This is a genomic window from Carboxylicivirga litoralis, assembly GCF_025499605.1.
GTDB classification, from domain to species: domain Bacteria; phylum Bacteroidota; class Bacteroidia; order Bacteroidales; family Marinilabiliaceae; genus Carboxylicivirga; species Carboxylicivirga litoralis.
Genome location: NZ_JAFMVC010000007.1, coordinates 190,680 through 210,217 on the forward strand (window position 1 = coordinate 190,680; position 19,538 = coordinate 210,217).

Sequence of the window (19,538 nt, forward strand, 5' to 3'; positions counted from 1 at the left end):
CACAGTGCTTAATTTATTTATTGTGAGAAAAAAGAATTGAAAGAAGATACAAACCGTATCACTTCTCGTCACTCACTTCTCTTCTCTTTTACTTTAGTTTCTTCTCATATCGCCAAAACACCCTGTCAACCACAGCATTGCTGTGCCAGGAGTAAAAATCAATAGGACCGACCCATGGAATAATTGAATGTGATAAGCCCATGTCTTTCATATCTTGCAAGCACCGTTTTAACAAGATGGCTCCCATACCTTTACCTCGCAAATCGGGATGTGTACCCATCGGCCCAAACCAGCCTGTACCTTTATTATTAGCATTGTGTGCCGAGAAAGCTTTTACCTCTCCATTTAATAAGGCAATATGAATCGATGGTTGATCGTCTTTAAAAGCCATCTCCACCTCATTACTCCACAGCAACCATTCATGTTTTATAAAATCAAGAATAGCTTGCTTATCCTCATGATTAGCACGACGCACCTCAATATTATCTGCCTGAAGTGCTGCCTCTTTAACACTCATATCCCAATCCTGGTTTAAATCAACCAACAGGTTTGATGTATCACCAAAGCGCTCGAATCCTTTTCGCATAGCCCAGCATAATGCTGGTGTATAACGGGGATCAATACCAGGCATAAAATAGTTTAATGGCACATCGTAGATGCGTACCACATCAGCTTCTCGCTCCCTAAAGATAGTCTCCAACTTATCAAATAGGGCAGATGCGATTCCCTGGCGTCGATATGCACCATCAACCGCCATCAGCTTGATATATGCGTAACGCGTACCGCGAATATCACGCATCACACCTTGCATAAAACCAATAATTTCTTCAGCATCTTTGCAAACAAATGTAGCTTCCGGCATCCAGTACGGATCGCCTTCCAACTTTTCTTGCAAAATAGCTTCTGTAATGCTATCGTACTGCCAACTGGCATTTAAAAAAGCCGTTAATCGTAATAAGTCGTTTGATTGATATTGGGTAATGGAGTAGTTCATTTTTTTAGACCGCTTCGCTGTTAGACTTTTTTTAGGGTTTATCTCTCAGTATTTTTAGCTTCCAGATACTCCCCCTCCCTTTGGGTATCTCCCCAAGGGGAGAATAATTACCAGACACAAACTCTTCCCTTGGGGGAAGTGCCTTCAGGCGATGGGGGAATTTCATTATTTCTAGTTACTCTTTAATAGCTTCTTTAAAAGCAACAAACAATCATCTTCATCCATACAGACCTGACTAAGAATATCGGCCACATCATTGGCGCTTATTTTTTCAAAATCTTCCGGACGTGGTGTGATAAATACGCCACCCATATCAACTGAAGCCGGACTAATCAGAATTTGCTCATCACCCTCAGCAAAATAACATGACGGACGGTGCAAAATACGAGGAAACACATGTACCACATATTCATCGTTCTCATAGTATGCCAGTACATTTAGCATCGGCTCAACTTCCTCTTGCTGATTAGCCCATAATAATTCATGCAAATTTCTAAACAGACTTGCTATTGCCTCAGCATTAATACCTGCAAATGTGATAACACCACGATGATAGCCTTTCCAGTTATATATTTTCACATTATCCTGCACTTCAAACAAGTGTGCAAACGCTTCTTTTCTGAAATCTTCCTCAACAGGCATAAACCCTTTTACTCCTGCCTGAAAATGAAAATGGTCAGGTGCCGAAGCACCGCACTTAGGCCCGTTATAAAACAGTGTAAATTCATTTAACTCCTTAGCCAATTTTAGCATAGAAGGAAAATAGGGCTCTATCAGCTGCAGTGTATGTTCTTGATGCGGAATTGTAAGATGCTCCGGAAAAATTGGGAATGGATTAATTAAAACAGTATAATCATCGACATTAATCCCTTCCTGTTCAGTAGGGCGATTCTTCTCGCACAAGAAGCAAGGACGTTCCTGAATTGACTTCGCATCTACCTTAGCAGCCGAAGAGCGCATGCGCTCAGGATTAAACTGAACTTTTACTTCTGCACCTCCATGCAGCGTTACACTTTTGTTCTTTACCTTTTGCAATCCTGCATAATTGGTAGTGGCCAGACTCCAATTTTGAATCTGGCCTTGTATTAGTTTTTTGGTTTTGAGAGAAATATTCATAATAAGCTACTAGCTTATAGCTGCCAGTCCCGATAGCTATCGGGATTATTTACAGCTTGGTTTATGTTAGCTGATAGCAACTAGCCTTTAGCTAATAGCTATTTACAGCTTTGTTATTATTTAGTTCGAAGTATTTTAAGAAAGATATGAGTAGTGAGATGATTTACATGGTGTAAAAATATAAGATTCAAACAGTAACACCGCTGCTATTCTCATCTCTCTCCTCTTTTGTCTTTCTTTTTACTACTGACTAATCACTATTTTCTACTGACTAACTGTTGACGCGCTTTAAACTCCATAGTACGGATTTTATCCTTGTAGAAGTTATGCGCATTCATCTTATTGATATCCAATGAAGCATCAGAGTTATCATCCCAACGACGGCACAGGTATAGTGGGTCATAAATACGTCCAATCTGGAAGTTACGGCTGATATTCAAACCAAGCGCATAATCTTCACCATAGCTTGTATTTGGCACTTTTACATCGCGCAATACCGGAGTGTAGAATGCACGTGGTGCCCCAAGTCCGTTAATACGCAAGGCGTTGTTACGTCCGTTTTCAGGCGTCCATTCTTTGTGATCAATTAAGCCCGGAGGAATCTCTTCCAACTTAAAGTTCACCATTTGATAGCTACCTACTACCATGGCACAATTTTGCTCATAGAAGGCTTTAACAACGCGCTCAATCACTGTTTCATCAATGTATAAATCATCACTATCCAACTGAATAGCAAATTTACCACAACGCGCATCAGCTACTGCAGCATTCCAGCAGCCACCAATACCCAAGTCATCTCGCTCAGGGATAATATGAATCAATCGCTCATCGTTGAATGAACGGATAATTTCAGATGTTTTATCGCTTGAGTGGTTATCCACAATAATCAGGTTAAAAGCAAAATCTGTCTTCTGCTTCAATACGGATTCGATGGCATCGCCAATGGTTTTTTCGCGGTTTCGAACCGGAATAATCACCGATGCTTCAACCGGAAAATCAGACTCTGTAAACTCAATTTTTGTAAACTCAGGCTTCAGGTAAGCACCAACTGCCTTTAGGTGAGCCGTGCATGCCACTTCCATTTCAATCTGACGGTCGCGGTTACGAGGATCAACATAGTCAAACATTTTCTCGCCCGATTGACGTGTATCCATTTCCACCTCGGTATATAACAGCTCAGGCAGATGCATTAGTTCATTTTTCTGCGATACGCGTAAACGTATATCATACAATGCCGCATGCTTATAATCCGCATCCATTGCTTCAACGGCTGTTTTTAATGCATTGGCTTTATAAAGCAATAAAGAACCAAAGTTAAAGTCATCACGTAAACTACCCTCCTGGTATTCAATAACAGGATGAGCAGATAATTTACCTTCTTTTTGCTCGTAATAATCGGCATAAACCATTCCCGCCCCTGCATCATTACAACAGCGTGCCATGCGCTCAAGGGCATTCATACCAATATTTAAAGCCATTGCTTTGGTATAAACAACCACAAACTCACCAGAAATCTCGCCAAGAAGTGTTTTCCAGGTTTGTGTTGCATCCAATCCTCCTTCAGTCACAACTACTTTTGCACCTTCTACCTCTACTGCTTCTTTAGCAACCACAATTATGTTCGTTGCTTTCTCCGCTTGAAACGCCTCAATTGTTGGCTTCAATTCCTCCTTATTTGAATAAGGCAGAATACAAGTTATTTTTTCACCCATTGTATTTTGATTTAGTCTTTATGTTATTTCTTGGTTCCCACTGATTGCGCTGACATCCGCTGATTCTTTCAAAAAAACGTTCTGCGCTAATCTGCGACATCTGCGGGGTATTTTTCTCATTTTTCATAAAAGAACTTCAGAACCTGCTTCATCAATTCATCCCGCTCTTTTTCACTCATCACTGTCTCAAACGGAAAACCCAATATGACAGTTTTGTACTCTCCATTGTACAGCGTTCCGGCGCTCACATTGTTTTCGTTGTAACGAAAAGCAGTTACCGCATTAATTCCAACAGGTTCAATCCCATCAGGAGCTTCAACTGTATAAAACACCGGGCTATGTTCCGTATTAAATTCAACCTGCCCTATAAAAATAGGAGCAGCATAATCAGTAGAATAAACGTTTCCATTTTTAACTGCATGATTAGTGCGCCACTTAAATCGCAGAACATCGGCGGCAAAATCATTGGCAAGTGTATCATTGTTTAGTTTAATATCAGAACCCACATAAGCTCCACTCATAAACACATGCTGCTTATTAACTGTCAATTGCATCACCTTACCCATAAAGGCAGGCGTGTAAATTTTATACTTTGGAGCCTTTCCTTTATAGGATGTCGTTGTCTTTTCTTCTCCAAGTATAATATCAACAGCCTTGTAAGAAGATGCATCGAACTCAGGTGATTCAAATACTTCATCACTAACCGAAATAAATGAATAACCGGCTTTTAAAATAGATTGCCCATGAATAATAACATTGTCACGACTATTACCTTTTATGATTTGACCTTCATCGGTAGCATAACTGGCACCCCAGCCCGGGCTATCATCATCTATCCAGGGCGATTGTCGGTTAAAGTCATACTGATGCCCCGTGTAAGCATACTCATACTTATCAGGCACACCTTGATCATCCCACCAGGCCATACCAGCAAAATTACCTTCATCAACAAAGGCCGGTGCGCTTATGCGATCAAAAGCATTCACCACTAACACCTTTTCTGCCTTCTTTGAAGCAATTCCAATTGACAAGACTTCACTGGCAAAGCTTTCTCCACCATCGTTAAGAGCCGTTACTTTAAAACTTAGTATCTGCCTTTTTTTAATTTTAGGCAACTCATAAGTCGTACCATCCACAACAGTTCCGTTATCAAAACCATTACTCCCAATGCGTGTGTATACTTTATATCTTACGGGAACAGCAGTTGCTTCTAATGAATCAAGCACTGGTTGCCAACTTAACTGAAAACCTTTGCTCGTTTCGGTCAAAGCTAAATGATCAACCGGTAAAGGCTGCACCACATAATCACGTCCTTCCTGGAAAGCCTGAAACTTCAGGATGCCCTTATAAATGGCACGACTCACATCGAAACGAAAGTGGGGATCGAGTCCAAACTTCATGTCAGCAAGATTCTGATGTGATAATAACTCCAACAACATAGTTGGCACATTTGGCCGCCATGCTTCTGAATATTGCTTATCCCACATACCTCGACGCGTCCATTCCTCATTATATAAGGCACGAACATCATTGACAATCTGCGTTTGAATAACATCGGTTAAATCGCGACTAGCCAGCTTCGATTGCCCATTGGGAAACACACCATTATCTCGTTCTGCACTATAAATACCCAATGTGCCAATTACCGAATCATTGGGCGTAACACCTGCATCAGTATGGAAGGCAAAAGCTAAATCAACAGGTATCTTTAGTCCGCTTACATCTCTGCTGTTTGTTGGTCCGTTTGGCGCCCCCATCAGGTAATCAACCCACTCGCCCCTGCTCTGATAATCATCATTATAATCATTCTTTTCTTTATTCAAACTATACACTAAGGTATCAGGCATGCCAGCATATTGCAACCAGTAGCGACCAGCTTCCATAAAACGTGGTCGTTGTGACGTTTTCCATGCAAATTCCTCAGGATTAACCGCAATTGCCTCTTTCTTTTTAACACCTGTATAGTTTAAAGACCATTGATTAGGCATAATCTCATCTGAAGGACGACGAGCCACATTACCCATACCTCCACCTATTTTAATCGCATCTATGGAAATTTGCCCACGGCCTGAGACTTCAATACTTGCGTCTTTCCCTTTATTGAAATCAAAGGAGCCAAGGTAAACCCATGTCCCACCTCCAAGCTGTTGGTTGACTTCGTAAGACGTTGCTCCACCACTGTGATTAATAGTGTATGTTACTTTATTAGAATTACCGTCGTTCTGTTGGTATGAAATATATACAGCATACTGCCCTTTCATTGGAATTACAGGAATATAGTCCACTACTTTTCCTTTGGCATCATTCACCATCAGCGATGTTCCATGCAAAAAAGGATTATCGCCAACAAAAAGCGTATCCTTTAAACCAAAACCAATATCCGAACTGGTGTGTAGCTTCTTCTTAAGCACCAACTTTGAACCATCAGTTGACCTATCATTATCTATAATAATCTCATTGGTATTAAAACAACGTTCGCGCGGAATATAAGTTAGTGCACCGGCATTTTCTAACATTGGTGCTATATAGGGCAATACATAAACCATTGGCGAGATATCCTCTACAGAGCCATATAAACGAGCGCGTTGCCACTCCCACCTATCAAGCTTCGATTCGTAGTACCAGCCATGACTATGCCACAAGGCCAAATGATTTCCACTTAAGCCCTTTGGATAGAACGCCTGATCCGAACGTGTAATATGCTGCACACTATTGCTTGTCGATAGACGACTGCTATCAATACCCACAGTTGTATTATATATATTTGGCACTAATGAAGACAGTTCATATCCATTAGCAAATACCTTCATTTTATAATCAGATAAACTATCTGGTTGAACTTCCTTTATACTATTAATAAAGCTTTTCACCCTATTTTCACGCCATGGAATATAAGAGAGTGGTTTATTAAAGTAATAGGTAAGTACCTTCTGTTGTTCATCAATTAAAAAAGAATCCACGCGAATTTTACCAACATGCTCCCATTCGTTTAATGGATTGTTCCAATTCTGAATAAACTCATTTAGATCATTGTTTTTTAATGACCTAAGAGAATTCTGAGCATTACCGATAGTCGAACCTAACAGAACAACTACTAGTACAAAAAGAATATTTAACTTAGCTGTATTCATATAAAACACAATAGGATTTTTTTAATGATGGTTCAAAAATAGGAAGTTTTTCACAAGATTCAAATTTTTGTCATACATCTTACGTATTATTTTGAAATATGTCTAATTTATTTATACATTTGTAGCGTAATAAGCAATAACTAGCTCTATAATTTAATTAACACAAGCTTAATTACAGCTTATTACAAAGAGAGATTAAACCTTTTAACACATATCATACAAATACATCATGATACTAATTGCAGATAGCGGATCGACAAAAACAGAATGGTGCCTTACCTCAAATGGTAGCATCATTGGTAAATGCATTACAAAAGGCATTAATCCGTTTTACCAAACCTCAACCGACATACTGCAAAATCTAAAGGAGGAATATACATTAAATAATACGAAGCCTCAAGAAATTCACTTTTATGGTGCCGGATGCGCCAATGAAGAAAAGAACAATATCGTCAAAAAAGCACTTGCTGAGTTTTTTGACATCGATAATATAACTGTCGACAGCGACCTGACTGGTGCAGCACGCTCATTATGCCAGACCCAGACAGGTGTGGCTTGTATACTAGGCACAGGCTCTAACTCGTGTCGGTATGACGGAAAAACTGTAACACACAATGTTTCACCACTCGGTTTTATTATAGGCGATGAAGGCAGTGGTGCTGTACTTGGGAAAAAACTGGTCAGTGATATTTTAAAAAATCAATTAAGCCAGGAAACCAAGCAATTGTTTTTTGAAACATACAAAACCGACCAAGCTAATATTTTAGATAATATTTATAAGAAACCCTTTCCAAATCGATATATGGCGCAATACTCTAAATTCTTATCTAAAAATATTCATATTAAAGAATTAGAGGCTTTAGTTATCAAAGCTTTTGGTGAGTTCATTGAGAGAAACCTACTTCAATACCCTAACATCAAAGCACTTGACATTAATTTTACAGGTAGTGTTGCGTTTCACTTCAAAGCACAGCTTGAAACAGCATTAAAGAATCATCATTTGAAATTAGGTACAATAAGTCAGGCTCCTATGCAAGGACTTGTTGAATACCATAACTCAGGAAACTAACAGGTATGACTGCAAATAAGAGCAAGAAACTAAGCATAACAGAATCTCCTTCGCATTTCGACAATTTGGAAAAAATGTCGGTAGAAGAATTGATTACGAATATTAATAAGGAAGACGCCAATGTTCACAGCGCTATACAAAAAGCTTTACCACAAATTAAAGAGCTGGTTGAGCGCATTGTTACACGCATGGAACAAGGTGGTCGTGTATTTTACCTTGGAGCTGGCACCAGCGGACGCCTGGGCGTACTTGACGCATCGGAACTGCCCCCAACATTTGGTGTTCCTGACAATATGGTGATAGGCTTAATTGCCGGAGGTGACCGGGCATTACGTCAAGCTGTTGAATCGGCTGAAGATGATGCAGACAAAGCCTGGAATGAATTAGGAGAGTACAAAGTTGATGAACTGGATACCGTGATTGGCATTGCAGCATCGGGGACGACTCCATATGTTATTGGTGGAATTGAACATGCGCGCAAAAATGGTCTATTAACAGGCTGCATCACATGTAATCCTAACAGCAAAGTAGCTGCCGTAACAGAATTTCCGATTGAAGCAATTGTAGGACCTGAGTTTGTGACTGGCAGCACACGCTTAAAGGCTGGAACAGCTCAAAAAATGATCCTGAATATGATTACCACTACCATTATGATTAAACTTGGCAGGGTAAAAGGTAATCGAATGGTTAACATGCAATTGACCAACAAAAAATTAGTTGACAGAGGTTCTCGCATGATTATGGAAGAACTCAAATTAACTTACGAGGAGTCGAAAGAACTTTTATTAAAGCATGGCTCTGTTAAAAAAGCAATTGATGCGCACAATGGTTAGTTTTAAGTTAATATCTACAAAAACGGGTTGTGAATAAAATCACAACCCGTTTTTTTTATATCTAAATGAACTCTAAACTTCTTTAAAGTACTTATCGTAGACTTCCATATTACGCTCTAGCAATTCAACAGTATATTGATAAGATTTCTCACTATCCTTTTCTGTTACTGCTTTATAAATCTCTTTTTGAAGACGCAAGGTATATTCTTTCTCCCCTTCTATATTGGCGTAAATCATATTACGCATTCGAGGCAGCAACGAATAAATCGGCTCCATCGAAATAATTACAATTGGATTACCTGTTGCCTTAGCCATATTCATATGAAAGCGGTTAATCAAATCAACTTCAAGCTGCGTGTTATCAGGATTACACCCTTCCAACTCCTTAATATTAGCCTGCAAAAGTTTTAAATCTTCTTCGCTGCGATTAACAGCAGCCAAGCGACCAATCTCTGGTTCAAAAATTCGCCTTACTTCAATTATTTGTCGAATAAGGCTAGAATCAAACTTCATATCATAATAAAGATTCAAAGACTTAATAGCGTCTTCAATCTTCAATTCTGACACATACATTCCACTACCTTTCTTAATCTCAATTAAGCCACGAGCACTTAATCGACGTAGTGCCTCGCGCAAAGCCGTACGACTAACTGCAAAACTCTCGCACAATTCCTTTTCCGAAGGGAGTTTAGTGCCGGCAATCAGCTTCTTTGTCCTGATTGCTTCTTCTATTTTTCTTTCTATCTTTTGACTTAAGGTTTGGCTAGTACCTATTTTTCCAAAAATATCGTCCATCAATTATTGTTCTTAATACATCATACAAATCTAGAATATTTTAAGCAAAATTCACCATCAAAAATGCATTGTTCGTCATTTTTTAGGTGGAATAACTTTCAAAACCTTACCCTCTTGTTCAAAAAAAGGGATGACAGATGCCATCCCTTCACTATATTTTCAAAAATATAATTTATTCCTGCTCGGCTAAAAAACGCTCTGTATCAATGGCGGCCATACAACCTGAACCTGCCGCCGTTACGGCCTGACGGTATTGATCGTCCTGAACATCACCACAAGCAAATACTCCTGGAACATTTGTTTTTGAAGTACCTGGTATTGTTTGAATATAACCAACATCATTGGTATCAATGTAATCTACAAAAATGTCAGAATTAGGCTTATGACCAATTCCTAAGAAGAATCCATCGATAGAAATCTTCACTTCTTCTTCCTCTGGAGTTCCCATATTTTTAACTAATGTAGCCCCTTCAACTACACCATTACCAAATAAGCCTTTAGTTTGGTGCTTCCAAAGCACTTCGATATTTGGTGTTTTTAATGCTCGTTCCTGCATCACCTTAGAGGCACGGAATACATCACGACGTACAATCAGGTACACCTTCTTACACAAACCTGCCAAATACATTGCTTCTTCTAAGGCCGTGTCTCCACCACCTACAACAGCTACGTCTTTTCCGCGATAGAAAAACCCGTCACACGTTGCACATGCAGAAACACCAGAGCCAGCATATTTAGTTTCATCAGGTAAACCCAGGTATTTCGCAGTTGCACCTGTTGCAATAATCAAAGCTTCCGTTTCCACTACTTTGTTACCGTCGATTGTTACTTTAAACGGACGCTGACTTAGGTCGGCTGCTGTCGCCATTCCAAAACGAACATCAGTACCAAAACGCACTGCCTGTTGCTTCAACTCTTCCATCATTTCAGGACCAGTTGTTCCTTTGGGATATCCTGGAAAGTTTTCAACTTCAGTAGTGGTTGTCAACTGCCCCCCTGGCTGCATTCCTTCATACATAACAGGACTAAGGTTGGCACGCGAAGCATAAATAGCTGCCGTATAACCAGCTGGCCCTGAACCAATAATCAATACTTTTATTTTCTCTACTTCTCCCATTTCTTTATTTTCATTTTGTGGAGCATCCAGGTTCTCCATTTTTCCAAAAAGAGCCATATTATATGTATTAAGATTTCTAAATAAGTTGTAAAACTACAAATTTTCACCTGTCACATCAAAATATATGCCGTACTTAAAAGCATGACATTTTACACGCACGTTGACCTGATTCTCATAAGCTTGTCAGCCTTCTTTATACCCACTATGGCAGAACATTACTTCGTAAAAACCAGCGAATCGCTGTCGAAATTTATTCCTGAAAACAAACCTAATCCATTTTCAATATTACTATGTATTTTCACTGGCTCAAATACCGGTAATCCTTCATAAAATCCCTCATAGCCATCGGCCAAAATTGTGGAACGAAAATAACTATAGTAATCATATGTGTGATGATAGAGATAAATTGTAATCTTCACTTTATCTTCGTAATAATCGAAAAACAAGTTATCCTTTGGAATGTTTATACCCAGTTCGTATTTTTTACCGTTGATAATATCATCGGTAAACAACCCCTGAAAATCAATACCGGGCAACAGGCTTCCACTCTGGTCTCCTGTAAACACCAAATCATCTTTATCGTATGCAATTGTTTTTCGCGTATAATATGGCGTTCCTTCAATATCACCCCAACCCTCACGGATGATTAAAGTCTGGTAGTAATTTTTTTCACCAACAGGTTCCTGAAAAGTTATTTTCATCCTTAACATTTCAACAACACCTATTTCTGAAACATTTTGCTTTACCGATACTGTATCTGTCTTAATTATCGGAATGACTTTAGGAATAAAAGAGGTAGCATTAACCGTATCACCATTAAACTCATACGCATTAATCCTTATATCATCACCACTGTCAAACGAAAATTCAGGCCATTTGCTCCAAACCGTATCCGAAGGCAATATGTACGCTCCCTGGAAGTTATCATTAATATAAAGCTGAAAGCGCCCTTTTTCAACTTGCTGATAATCCGCCACAGACAGTATACTCTGACTTTTGCTGAAATGCAGGTTCAAAGCACTATCCGGGTAGACAAATGCATACATAATGAGCTTATCGCTCTTTTGATTGAGCTCTAACTCAATATCCTTTTCGCACGCAAGCAATGCCAAAGTCATCATTATTATGTATCCAACCTTCCTCATTTCAGCTTAAAACTTAACGGTATATCTTACATATGGCAACGGAATCGGAAACAGACTAAACTGCCGTAACGAACGCTCTGTTTCTCCTGTTTGTTCATTCTCTCTATCTTCAAAATACAAGAAAAACGGATTCTGTCGTCCATAGGTATTCATCAGACCAACACTCCATAAACGACTCCCCCAACTTTTCTTCTTCTTAAAGTTAAATCCCAGGTCGAGTCGATGAAAATTAGGCATTCGGTAACTATTACGCTCGTTAATATACTGATTATACGAAGTATTATTAGGTGTTTCGGCAGTTGGCAATTGCGGTGAATAATACTTTGTTTCGGGCAGAGTAATAGGATTACCTGTACCGAACGCCCACGTAACACCCATGTCAACTTTTTCAGAAAACTTATAGGTCGCATAAATAGATATATCGTGCGTACGATCGAAATTGGCCGGAAATTCACGACCGTTATTCAATTCATCGAACTGATTGGTTGATTTTGAATAGGTATAACCAAACCAACCGGACAGATTGCCCATTTTACGATGTAACAACAGTTCAAAACCATACGACTCACCATCTCCAGCTGTCAGTTTACTTTGCCAATCTGATGCAAAATCGAAATAACCAGCTGTCTCTTTATAAGCCAAAATATTCGTCAGCTCTTTATAGTAAAATTCCAGCGACAAATTAAAACCTTTATTAATCTCATATTCAAAGCCAAGTGCCGATTGGGTGGCTCGCATGGGCGCAATATTCTTAGATACTGGCAACCACATATCGGTTGGCATAGCCACAGTTGAGGTTCGCAACAGGTGCATATATTGAGTCATCTGGCTATAAGCAGCTTTCACGGACAAGTTATCCTTAAGTAAAAACCTCGCTGACAAACGGGGCTCTGCAGACCAATAATACTTATCACTTTCCGTTTGAAACAAAGAAAAATGACCTCCAATATTGAGCTTCAAACGCGGTAGCAGGTGAAAATCATCCTCCACGTAAAAGCGATACTCAGCCCGATACATTTCAGTTCCTCCAAAAGTTGTATCTACAGGTGCTCCCCCTGAAATTTCTCTTAGCTGCACATCAATACCAGGATAAAAAATATGGTTGATGGCCGAGCCTCCAAAACGAATGTAATGTTTTGGCGATGGCAGATAATCCACATCTATTTTTGCACTCCAATCACGTATACCACTATAGTACTCCTGGCTTCCCTGGCTCAATACACCATCTGACACGTAATTTAATGATTGGTCGATAAAGAAACGATAATCACTATATGACAAAGTTGTATTGGCAAATACTTTATCACCAAAAATATGATTCCATCTTACGGCTCCAACATAATTACGCCATCCAACATCATTTTCATCATATATTTTACGCGTTGCATTGGGTACTTCAGGATTTTCTATATCTATTGTTTGCTCATTATACGAAATTCCATATCGGTCTTTTCCCATGTAAGCACTAAAATACAACCTATCTTTTGATGATAACTTGTAATTTAATTTGGTATTAAAATCGTAGAAATAATAACGACTTTTATCAGCTTCGTTGAGCTGCCAAACACTTGTTAGAATGTCAAAATAAGTACGCCTGAAAGAGACAGAAAAAGATGACTTGTCTTTAATAAGAGGGCCCTCAACCGCCAGGCGACTAGACAACAACCCTACACTTGCAGTCCCCTTAAACTCTTCATTATTGCCATCGTACATTCGTATATCTACTACAGACGATAAACGTCCACCATAACGTGCCGGGAAACCTCCTTTAATTACGCGTACATTATTAACCGCATCAGCATTAAATATTGAGAAAAAACCCAGTAAATGACTGGAGTTATAGATAGGAATATCATCCATTAAAACTAAATTCTGATCTGGCCCACCTCCTCTAACATACAACTCACTAAAACCTTCACCTCCACTTTGAATGCCCGGTAAAAGCTGAATACTTTTGACAATATCAACTTCGCCAAGAAAAACCGGCACTTTTTTAATTTGCTCAATTGGCACATCAATAGTGCCAGTACGTGTGCTTTTAACTTTTCCAGGCACTCGTTCACCAACAACCGCAATCTCTTCGAGCTCATCTTTAGGCTCCATCCAAAAATATAAAGTTGTATCCTGATTTAACTGAACGTAGTGATGATGATTTTTATAACCAACATACGAACTACTAAGATGCGTAAAGCCTATTGGAAGTGTAATACTAAAGAATCCGAAATTATTACTAACCGTACCAAGCAATAAATCTGACTCGTAAACATTCGCTTGAATTAAAGCTTCTTTGGTATATTTATCGAGCACATAGCCCTTAACAACAACCTTTTGAGGCTCTCCCTCATAGGGTTGAATAATAATTTTCTGACCGCGCACAATATAATTGGATGGACAACTGGCAAATAGAACATCAAGGATTTCACGCACATACCCTTGTTGCCTGGGCAGCACTATTTTATCTTTAAAGCATAATTGATTGCTGTAACTAAAAACAATTCCTGTTTGTTCTTCAATTTCAGATAAGAAGAACTCAGTAGACCCTGTTGAGGCAGGTAACTCAATATATTCATATAAAATATTTTGCCCATTCAGTCCGGTGTGTACCAGTAGAATGAGCAAAACAAATAGTGTGCTTTTATATGTATGGTTTAAGATTATTGGCATAAAAACTAATCAACTCCGAAATTAATCAGAGATGATCAATTTGTTATCATTAATCTCAAATTTTTTCATGAAATGAATTCTTAATTCCACTAACACATCTTCTAATGTAGGATTATTGAAGCGTGTAGTAATGTGTAACTCTGTATTTTTTGACGAGTTTTCAACCACAGAAACCTCATTAAAATGATCAACGATTGTTTCAACAACTTCATCCAAAGAGGCTTTATCAAATACAATCTGCCCCGTTTTCCAAGCTATACAATTAGATGATGTCAAAGCTTGTTTAGTGATGTTTCCATTGTCATAAACAGCACGCTCGCCCGCAACGACCTTAACTGCCTTATCACCAGAAGAAAACAATACACGACCTTCTGTTACAGCCAACATAACCATGTTACTATTTTTGTCTTCTTCAAGATTAAACTCAGTACCTAAAACTTTTACCTGAGCATTACCAACCTTAACGACAAATGGTTTCTCTGGATTTTTTGCCACTTTAAAGTAACCTTCACCCTCTAATCTTAAGCTTCTTTCTTTACCGGAAAGGCCTTTTTCGTATATAAGGTTACTATTTTTATTTAGCGAAACCTCAGAAGCATCAGCTAAAACAATACTTTCAACCCTATTGCTTGTAGAAAAAGCTTCCCACTTACCGAAACCAGGAACATTTTGATAAAGCGAATAAGCCGCGACAAACATTATTGCCGGCACCATCACTGCAGCGATCCGCATCAATGAACGACGGGACGATAGCTTAACTACTTTTGACTTCATGCCAACTCTAGCTTTAAACTGTTCAAAATCGCCCATCACATTAACACAACGAAAAGCCTTAAGTCCCTCTGAACGCTCCCAGACTTTTTCCATTTGTTCAAAGTAACTGGCATTATCGTCCGATTGTTTCACCCACTCTTCAAGCGTTACCTTTTCTTCAGGCAACACATCATCGGTCAGATGTTTAACAATCAGTTCGTCTATATTAATCTTTTCTTTCATGTATTTCTTTTTTCATCAAAACCAGTTAATTTACAACCTGGCTATCTTTCTTAATGAAAATCCATCATCCCAAAAATATTAGGCTCTTCAGTGGTAGTTTCCACTGTTTTTTCGGCCTGACTTTCTTCTTTTTTATTTTCGGTCATTTGGTTAGTTTCTGATTTCACTTGTTTCTCATCTACAGGTGATATCAGATCGGCTAAAATTTGAAAAACGAATTCCATTTTTATATCCTTTAAAGGTTACAAGTACTTCGTGTCGTAATATATGACAAACCACTTTAACTCCACACGTATCTATTTTTCCTTTTTTTTAATTATTAAAAAACAACCACAGTATAAATGCCCACACATCAAGATATCCGGCCAGATTAGTACGCAAAACTTTTAAGGCTTTACTGATTTGCGTTTCAACAGTTCGCTTTGATAATTCAAGCTTGTCGGCTATTTCCTGATTAGTAACTCCTTCGAAGCGACTCATTTCAAATATCTTCTTACACTGAGCTGGTAAAGTCTGAATAATTGAGAAAATTTTCTGTTCAAGCTCCGTTTCCTCTAATTTATCATCAACATAAGCCTCGGTGTTTTTTTGTGATAAGTAAATGTTAGCATGGTGGTCGCGACGAATCTGGCTGTGTTTGATCTGGTTCAAACATCTGTTCCGAACCGATTGATACAAATGAGCTTTAAGTGATGAATGAATTTTAATTTCTCCTCGTTTCTCGTAGAAATTAACAATTACATCTTGCACTAACTCTCGGGCCAAGTCGTCATCAACAACCACTTTACGGGCAAAAACAACTAATTGGGCATAATACTTAAGAAACAACTCCTGAAAAGCTGCCTCGTCACCTCGCTCTATTCCTTTAATTAATTCAATGTCGTTAACCTGGTGTTGCATTTAGGTTGATGTGTAATGTGTAGAAGCAAAAATATAAATTCATCTATAATCGCCTAAATATTAGGAACAGTAATTACCAACACTCAATCTTTTTTAACTTTTTTAAATGCCTTCGATTGCTAGAGAACTGTTTTTGACTAAATTTGCATCTATAAATTGCGGGATGTGGCGCAGCCCGGTTAGCGCACTGGTCTGGGGGACCAGGGGTCGCAGGTTCAAATCCTGTCATCCCGACGATTGAAAATGAGAAGGTTAGCTAAAGTAGCTAACCTTTTTCTTTTTATACTTGTTACACATTTGTTACACAACATTGCAACAACCTCAGATATTGTTACTCCCGCATATCAATTAGCATATTCAGTTGAGAAACTCCCCAGATTGATGGTAAAAAAGTCAACGGTTCTATTCCGCTATTCTCCAAAGAAAGTGAATAACATTTTAGTCTTTCAATAGTATTTGTATTGAGCAATAAATCTGTCCATGAGTTTTTCTAGTTCTTCTTGAACTTTAAGGTCATTTGTTTTGCAAAGAATTGAGAACTCTTTGTGTTTGCTGCGCTTTACTTTTATTGCTGTCGTTGTATAAGGCTCTTCATATTGAGAACTTAGGCTTTCCTGAGATATTTTTTTTAGCTTAATTTTGAATAGCCTTATTTTATTATCTGGTAGAAAATCAACAGCAATAGAGGTTATGCGATTTACTTCCCTATTTAAGACATCGTTGACAGATAAGGGTTTTTCTAATGTTTTATTAGAGTTGATTAGTTCAATAAGATGTGATTTGATGCTCTGAAGTTCTTGTAAATTGCCTTCAGAGGCTCTTTTAATAGTTTCTGTAGTAATTTTCATTATTCATTTATTTAAATTAAATCATAACATTTATTTTTCATGTTGTGAATATTTGATTGAATAATGAATGGGCGCAAAATAGTATTTTATTTCTTCTTTAGTTGATTATAGCTTATTTTTAACACAAATAGGAATCTTTAATCTTATTAGCTACTTTTGAATTATCATCAAGAATCTCGTAAGAGATACCAACCGGGTTGTACACCACGGTGGTTTTAGGATGTGGGTCGGCTGGCCAAAAAATGTACATTCCCTTCCTATTCTTGGTGTTAATGATTAATAACTTTTAAAAATTAACACAATGAACAACAATTTAGAAAAGAGGTATGCTGAAAGGGTCTCAAATATGTCAGACTTGGAAATTGTCAACAATTTTAATTGGGAAACCTTAGGTAAAGGATGGACCAGTGGTCGCGCTACATATCTGTCCTGCTTACGAACTGAAATAATTAAAAGATGGGGTGAGCTACCTTGGTGTAAAAACAATACTATGACACTGAAATATCCTATTGTATTAGTTAAAAACAAATTAATCCAAATTAATCCTGATAATTTGAAAAAAGAACTATCGCAATTGACTATAGACTTATAAGAATTACCTGGGGCATAGTTTGATGCTATGTCCCTAACTTAATTAAATTTTCAGAGACGCGAAGGACCTCTGAATATGCAAATAGAATACATGATGTATAACCCTAGTATTCAAGTCTTCCCCTTTACTATACTATTTTACTTTATCCTATTTAATCGTAGTTATACTTTAAATCAAACAATGACATATCAATATAATATTTGAAACTTTCAAATAGCTGACTATATTCAATATCTACATTAAAGTTGTCTATTAGTTTTGGAATATTGCCGGGTAAATAATACAATAGACAATATGAATTAATACCTCTCACTTTTCCTAAAATTGCATTATATAGTATCTTTTGTATATTGTCAACTACAGAATTTGGTTCAAACAATTCGTAAATCTCTAAATCTGAAAATACAGAATACCAACCATCTGTAAAACCAGCAACTTCATAACTTTTCAACTTATTCTTTAAGATGAAGCCTTTATCCTCAATTGTCAAAATACCTTGATTAAAATGCTCTTGACTATTTTTTTTGTATTTATTCTCTTCTTCTGTATATTCTATAATTTCAATTTTTTCCGAAAGCAACCAGTCTTTGGATATATGGTTATTTGGAATTCGAACTTTATACTTCCAGAGGTTTAAAACATACTTCAATTCCTCTAACCTATCTGATTTTAAAACGTTCTCAAGTTCCTTAAATTCGATTTCTTTGTTAGTGCGATGATAGAATAATCTATCTTTTAACTCGTTTTGAAAAATGAAATCAGGAAAGACATTTATGTAGTTTGGCGGCAAATCTAACCATTGAATCAGTAAATCTTTAAAATCGAAATTCTTGTGCAGAAACTCAATTATCTCAGCAGAATGTTGCTGTATATAATCATTGAAAAGATACCTGTGTCCTTTCTCTGAAATATCTTGTATTGATTTTATTAATTTGCAAGAGTCTTCAACTTCTATAAAATTCTTGTTTTCAAATATTTTTAATGCAGTCCCAATATTTAAGAACGAATAATCCTTACGATTGTAATACTTTGTCCAAAACATTGAAATACTTGAAAAATCAATTTTTCTTTGTTGATGAACTGATAGCCTAATATAGTTGTGTATTTCGTCTCGTAAATCAAAACTACCTAGATGTTTATTCTTAAGTATGAAATCATTTAGACCTAGGTTTACATAGTCATTTGTACTACTCTCTTTTCCTAATCCCAAAATATTCTGTTTGGCAGATTTCAATACATAAGATGCAAAATGTTCGTTAATGTCATTATCAACTAAAAACACACGAAGAATTTCATAAGAGGTTTTCTTATCGCTCAAATAAGCTTTAATTGAATTTAGTAATTTTGAATATTCCTTTATTTCTGAATTATGAACAAATAAATTTGTGATAATTATTGGTAGAATTTCCATTAAATCATATTTGTGTTCAAGCAATTCAGAAATTTTCTGTTTGGAAAATTGATTTTGATGCAATATAAAATACCTTTCTTCTTTTGCAATATCATCTTCTAACTGCTCAATAAAATGCTCAGTATCGTAATAATCATTACTTGTGGCATTGAAAAGCAATGTTGCATCATTAGTTTTCAAGTAGTAAAGCATTGCAAAAAGATATTTTGAACTTG

Annotated in this window: 16 protein-coding genes, 1 tRNA gene and 1 riboswitch; of the genes, 4 read left to right on the forward strand and 13 right to left on the reverse strand. The window is 37.5% G+C overall.

What is annotated here, in order from left to right; genetic code table 11:
- Positions 1-88: 88 nt before the first annotated feature.
- The 4 genes from J1N10_RS09295 to J1N10_RS09310 form a co-directional block, all read right to left on the reverse strand.
- Positions 89-994, reverse strand: coding sequence for a GNAT family N-acetyltransferase (locus J1N10_RS09295; protein ID WP_262326423.1), 906 nt, complete (start codon positions 992-994; stop codon positions 89-91).
- A 171-nt stretch (positions 995-1,165) separates the two neighbouring features.
- On the reverse strand, positions 1,166-2,110 hold the full coding sequence (locus J1N10_RS09300) for a DUF4922 domain-containing protein (protein WP_262326424.1): 945 nt from the start codon (positions 2,108-2,110) through the stop codon (positions 1,166-1,168).
- A 257-nt stretch (positions 2,111-2,367) separates the two neighbouring features.
- Positions 2,368-3,822 (reverse strand): glycosyltransferase family 2 protein, encoded by a 1,455-nt coding sequence (locus J1N10_RS09305; RefSeq protein ID WP_262326425.1) that lies wholly within the window; start codon positions 3,820-3,822, stop codon positions 2,368-2,370.
- A gap of 116 nt (positions 3,823-3,938) precedes the next feature.
- Positions 3,939-6,953, reverse strand: a complete 3,015-nt coding sequence (locus tag J1N10_RS09310) for a golvesin C-terminal-like domain-containing protein (RefSeq protein WP_262326426.1) — start codon at positions 6,951-6,953, stop codon at positions 3,939-3,941.
- Between the two features lie 229 nt (positions 6,954-7,182).
- Between J1N10_RS09310 and J1N10_RS09315 the strand changes: the two genes are divergently transcribed.
- Entirely contained in the window at positions 7,183-8,022 is an 840-nt protein-coding gene (locus J1N10_RS09315) for a BadF/BadG/BcrA/BcrD ATPase family protein (RefSeq protein WP_262326427.1), read from the forward strand.
- A gap of 5 nt (positions 8,023-8,027) precedes the next feature.
- On the forward strand, positions 8,028-8,855 hold the full coding sequence (murQ, locus tag J1N10_RS09320; RefSeq protein ID WP_262326428.1) for an N-acetylmuramic acid 6-phosphate etherase: 828 nt from the start codon (positions 8,028-8,030) through the stop codon (positions 8,853-8,855).
- A 72-nt stretch (positions 8,856-8,927) separates the two neighbouring features.
- On the opposite strand, the gene J1N10_RS09325 is transcribed toward murQ, so the two are convergent.
- The 7 genes from J1N10_RS09325 to J1N10_RS09355 all read right to left on the reverse strand — a co-directional run bounded on the left by J1N10_RS09325 (position 8,928) and on the right by J1N10_RS09355 (position 16,472).
- Positions 8,928-9,650, reverse strand: coding sequence for a FadR/GntR family transcriptional regulator (locus J1N10_RS09325; protein ID WP_262326429.1), 723 nt, complete (start codon positions 9,648-9,650; stop codon positions 8,928-8,930).
- Positions 9,651-9,822: 172 nt separating this feature from the next.
- Positions 9,823-10,824, reverse strand: a complete 1,002-nt coding sequence (gene trxB, locus J1N10_RS09330; protein ID WP_262326430.1) for a thioredoxin-disulfide reductase — start codon at positions 10,822-10,824, stop codon at positions 9,823-9,825.
- 158 nt (positions 10,825-10,982) lie between these two features.
- A complete protein-coding gene (locus J1N10_RS09335; protein WP_262326431.1) occupies positions 10,983-11,912 on the reverse strand; it encodes a DUF4249 domain-containing protein in 930 nt (309 codons plus the stop codon).
- A 6-nt stretch (positions 11,913-11,918) separates the two neighbouring features.
- Positions 11,919-14,576, reverse strand: coding sequence for a TonB-dependent receptor (locus tag J1N10_RS09340; RefSeq protein ID WP_262326432.1), 2,658 nt, complete (start codon positions 14,574-14,576; stop codon positions 11,919-11,921).
- Positions 14,577-14,597: 21 nt separating this feature from the next.
- A complete protein-coding gene (locus J1N10_RS09345; protein ID WP_262326433.1) occupies positions 14,598-15,572 on the reverse strand; it encodes a FecR family protein in 975 nt (324 codons plus the stop codon).
- A 50-nt stretch (positions 15,573-15,622) separates the two neighbouring features.
- On the reverse strand, positions 15,623-15,796 hold the full coding sequence (locus tag J1N10_RS09350; RefSeq protein ID WP_262326434.1) for a hypothetical protein: 174 nt from the start codon (positions 15,794-15,796) through the stop codon (positions 15,623-15,625).
- 88 nt (positions 15,797-15,884) lie between these two features.
- Positions 15,885-16,472: an RNA polymerase sigma-70 factor gene (locus J1N10_RS09355; RefSeq protein ID WP_262326435.1), complete on the reverse strand. Its 588-nt coding sequence runs from the start codon at positions 16,470-16,472 to the stop codon at positions 15,885-15,887.
- A 159-nt stretch (positions 16,473-16,631) separates the two neighbouring features.
- Between J1N10_RS09355 and J1N10_RS09360 the strand changes: the two genes are divergently transcribed.
- A tRNA-Pro gene (locus J1N10_RS09360) sits at positions 16,632-16,706 on the forward strand.
- A 212-nt stretch (positions 16,707-16,918) separates the two neighbouring features.
- On the opposite strand, the gene J1N10_RS09365 is transcribed toward J1N10_RS09360, so the two are convergent.
- Complete coding sequence (locus J1N10_RS09365; RefSeq protein ID WP_262326436.1) at positions 16,919-17,320, reverse strand: hypothetical protein; 402 nt, start codon at positions 17,318-17,320, stop codon at positions 16,919-16,921.
- Between the two features lie 159 nt (positions 17,321-17,479).
- Positions 17,480-17,573, forward strand: a riboswitch (SAM-I-IV-variant riboswitch).
- A 48-nt stretch (positions 17,574-17,621) separates the two neighbouring features.
- On the opposite strand from J1N10_RS09365, the gene J1N10_RS09370 reads away from it, so the two are divergent.
- Positions 17,622-17,912 carry a hypothetical protein gene (locus tag J1N10_RS09370; RefSeq protein WP_262326437.1) on the forward strand — a complete coding sequence of 97 codons (291 nt, stop codon included), beginning with the start codon at positions 17,622-17,624 and terminating at the stop codon, positions 17,910-17,912.
- Positions 17,913-18,063: 151 nt separating this feature from the next.
- Here J1N10_RS09370 and J1N10_RS09375 read toward each other — a convergent pair.
- A partial coding sequence (locus tag J1N10_RS09375; RefSeq protein WP_262326438.1) for a hypothetical protein occupies positions 18,064-19,538 on the reverse strand: 1,475 nt, incomplete at its 5' end.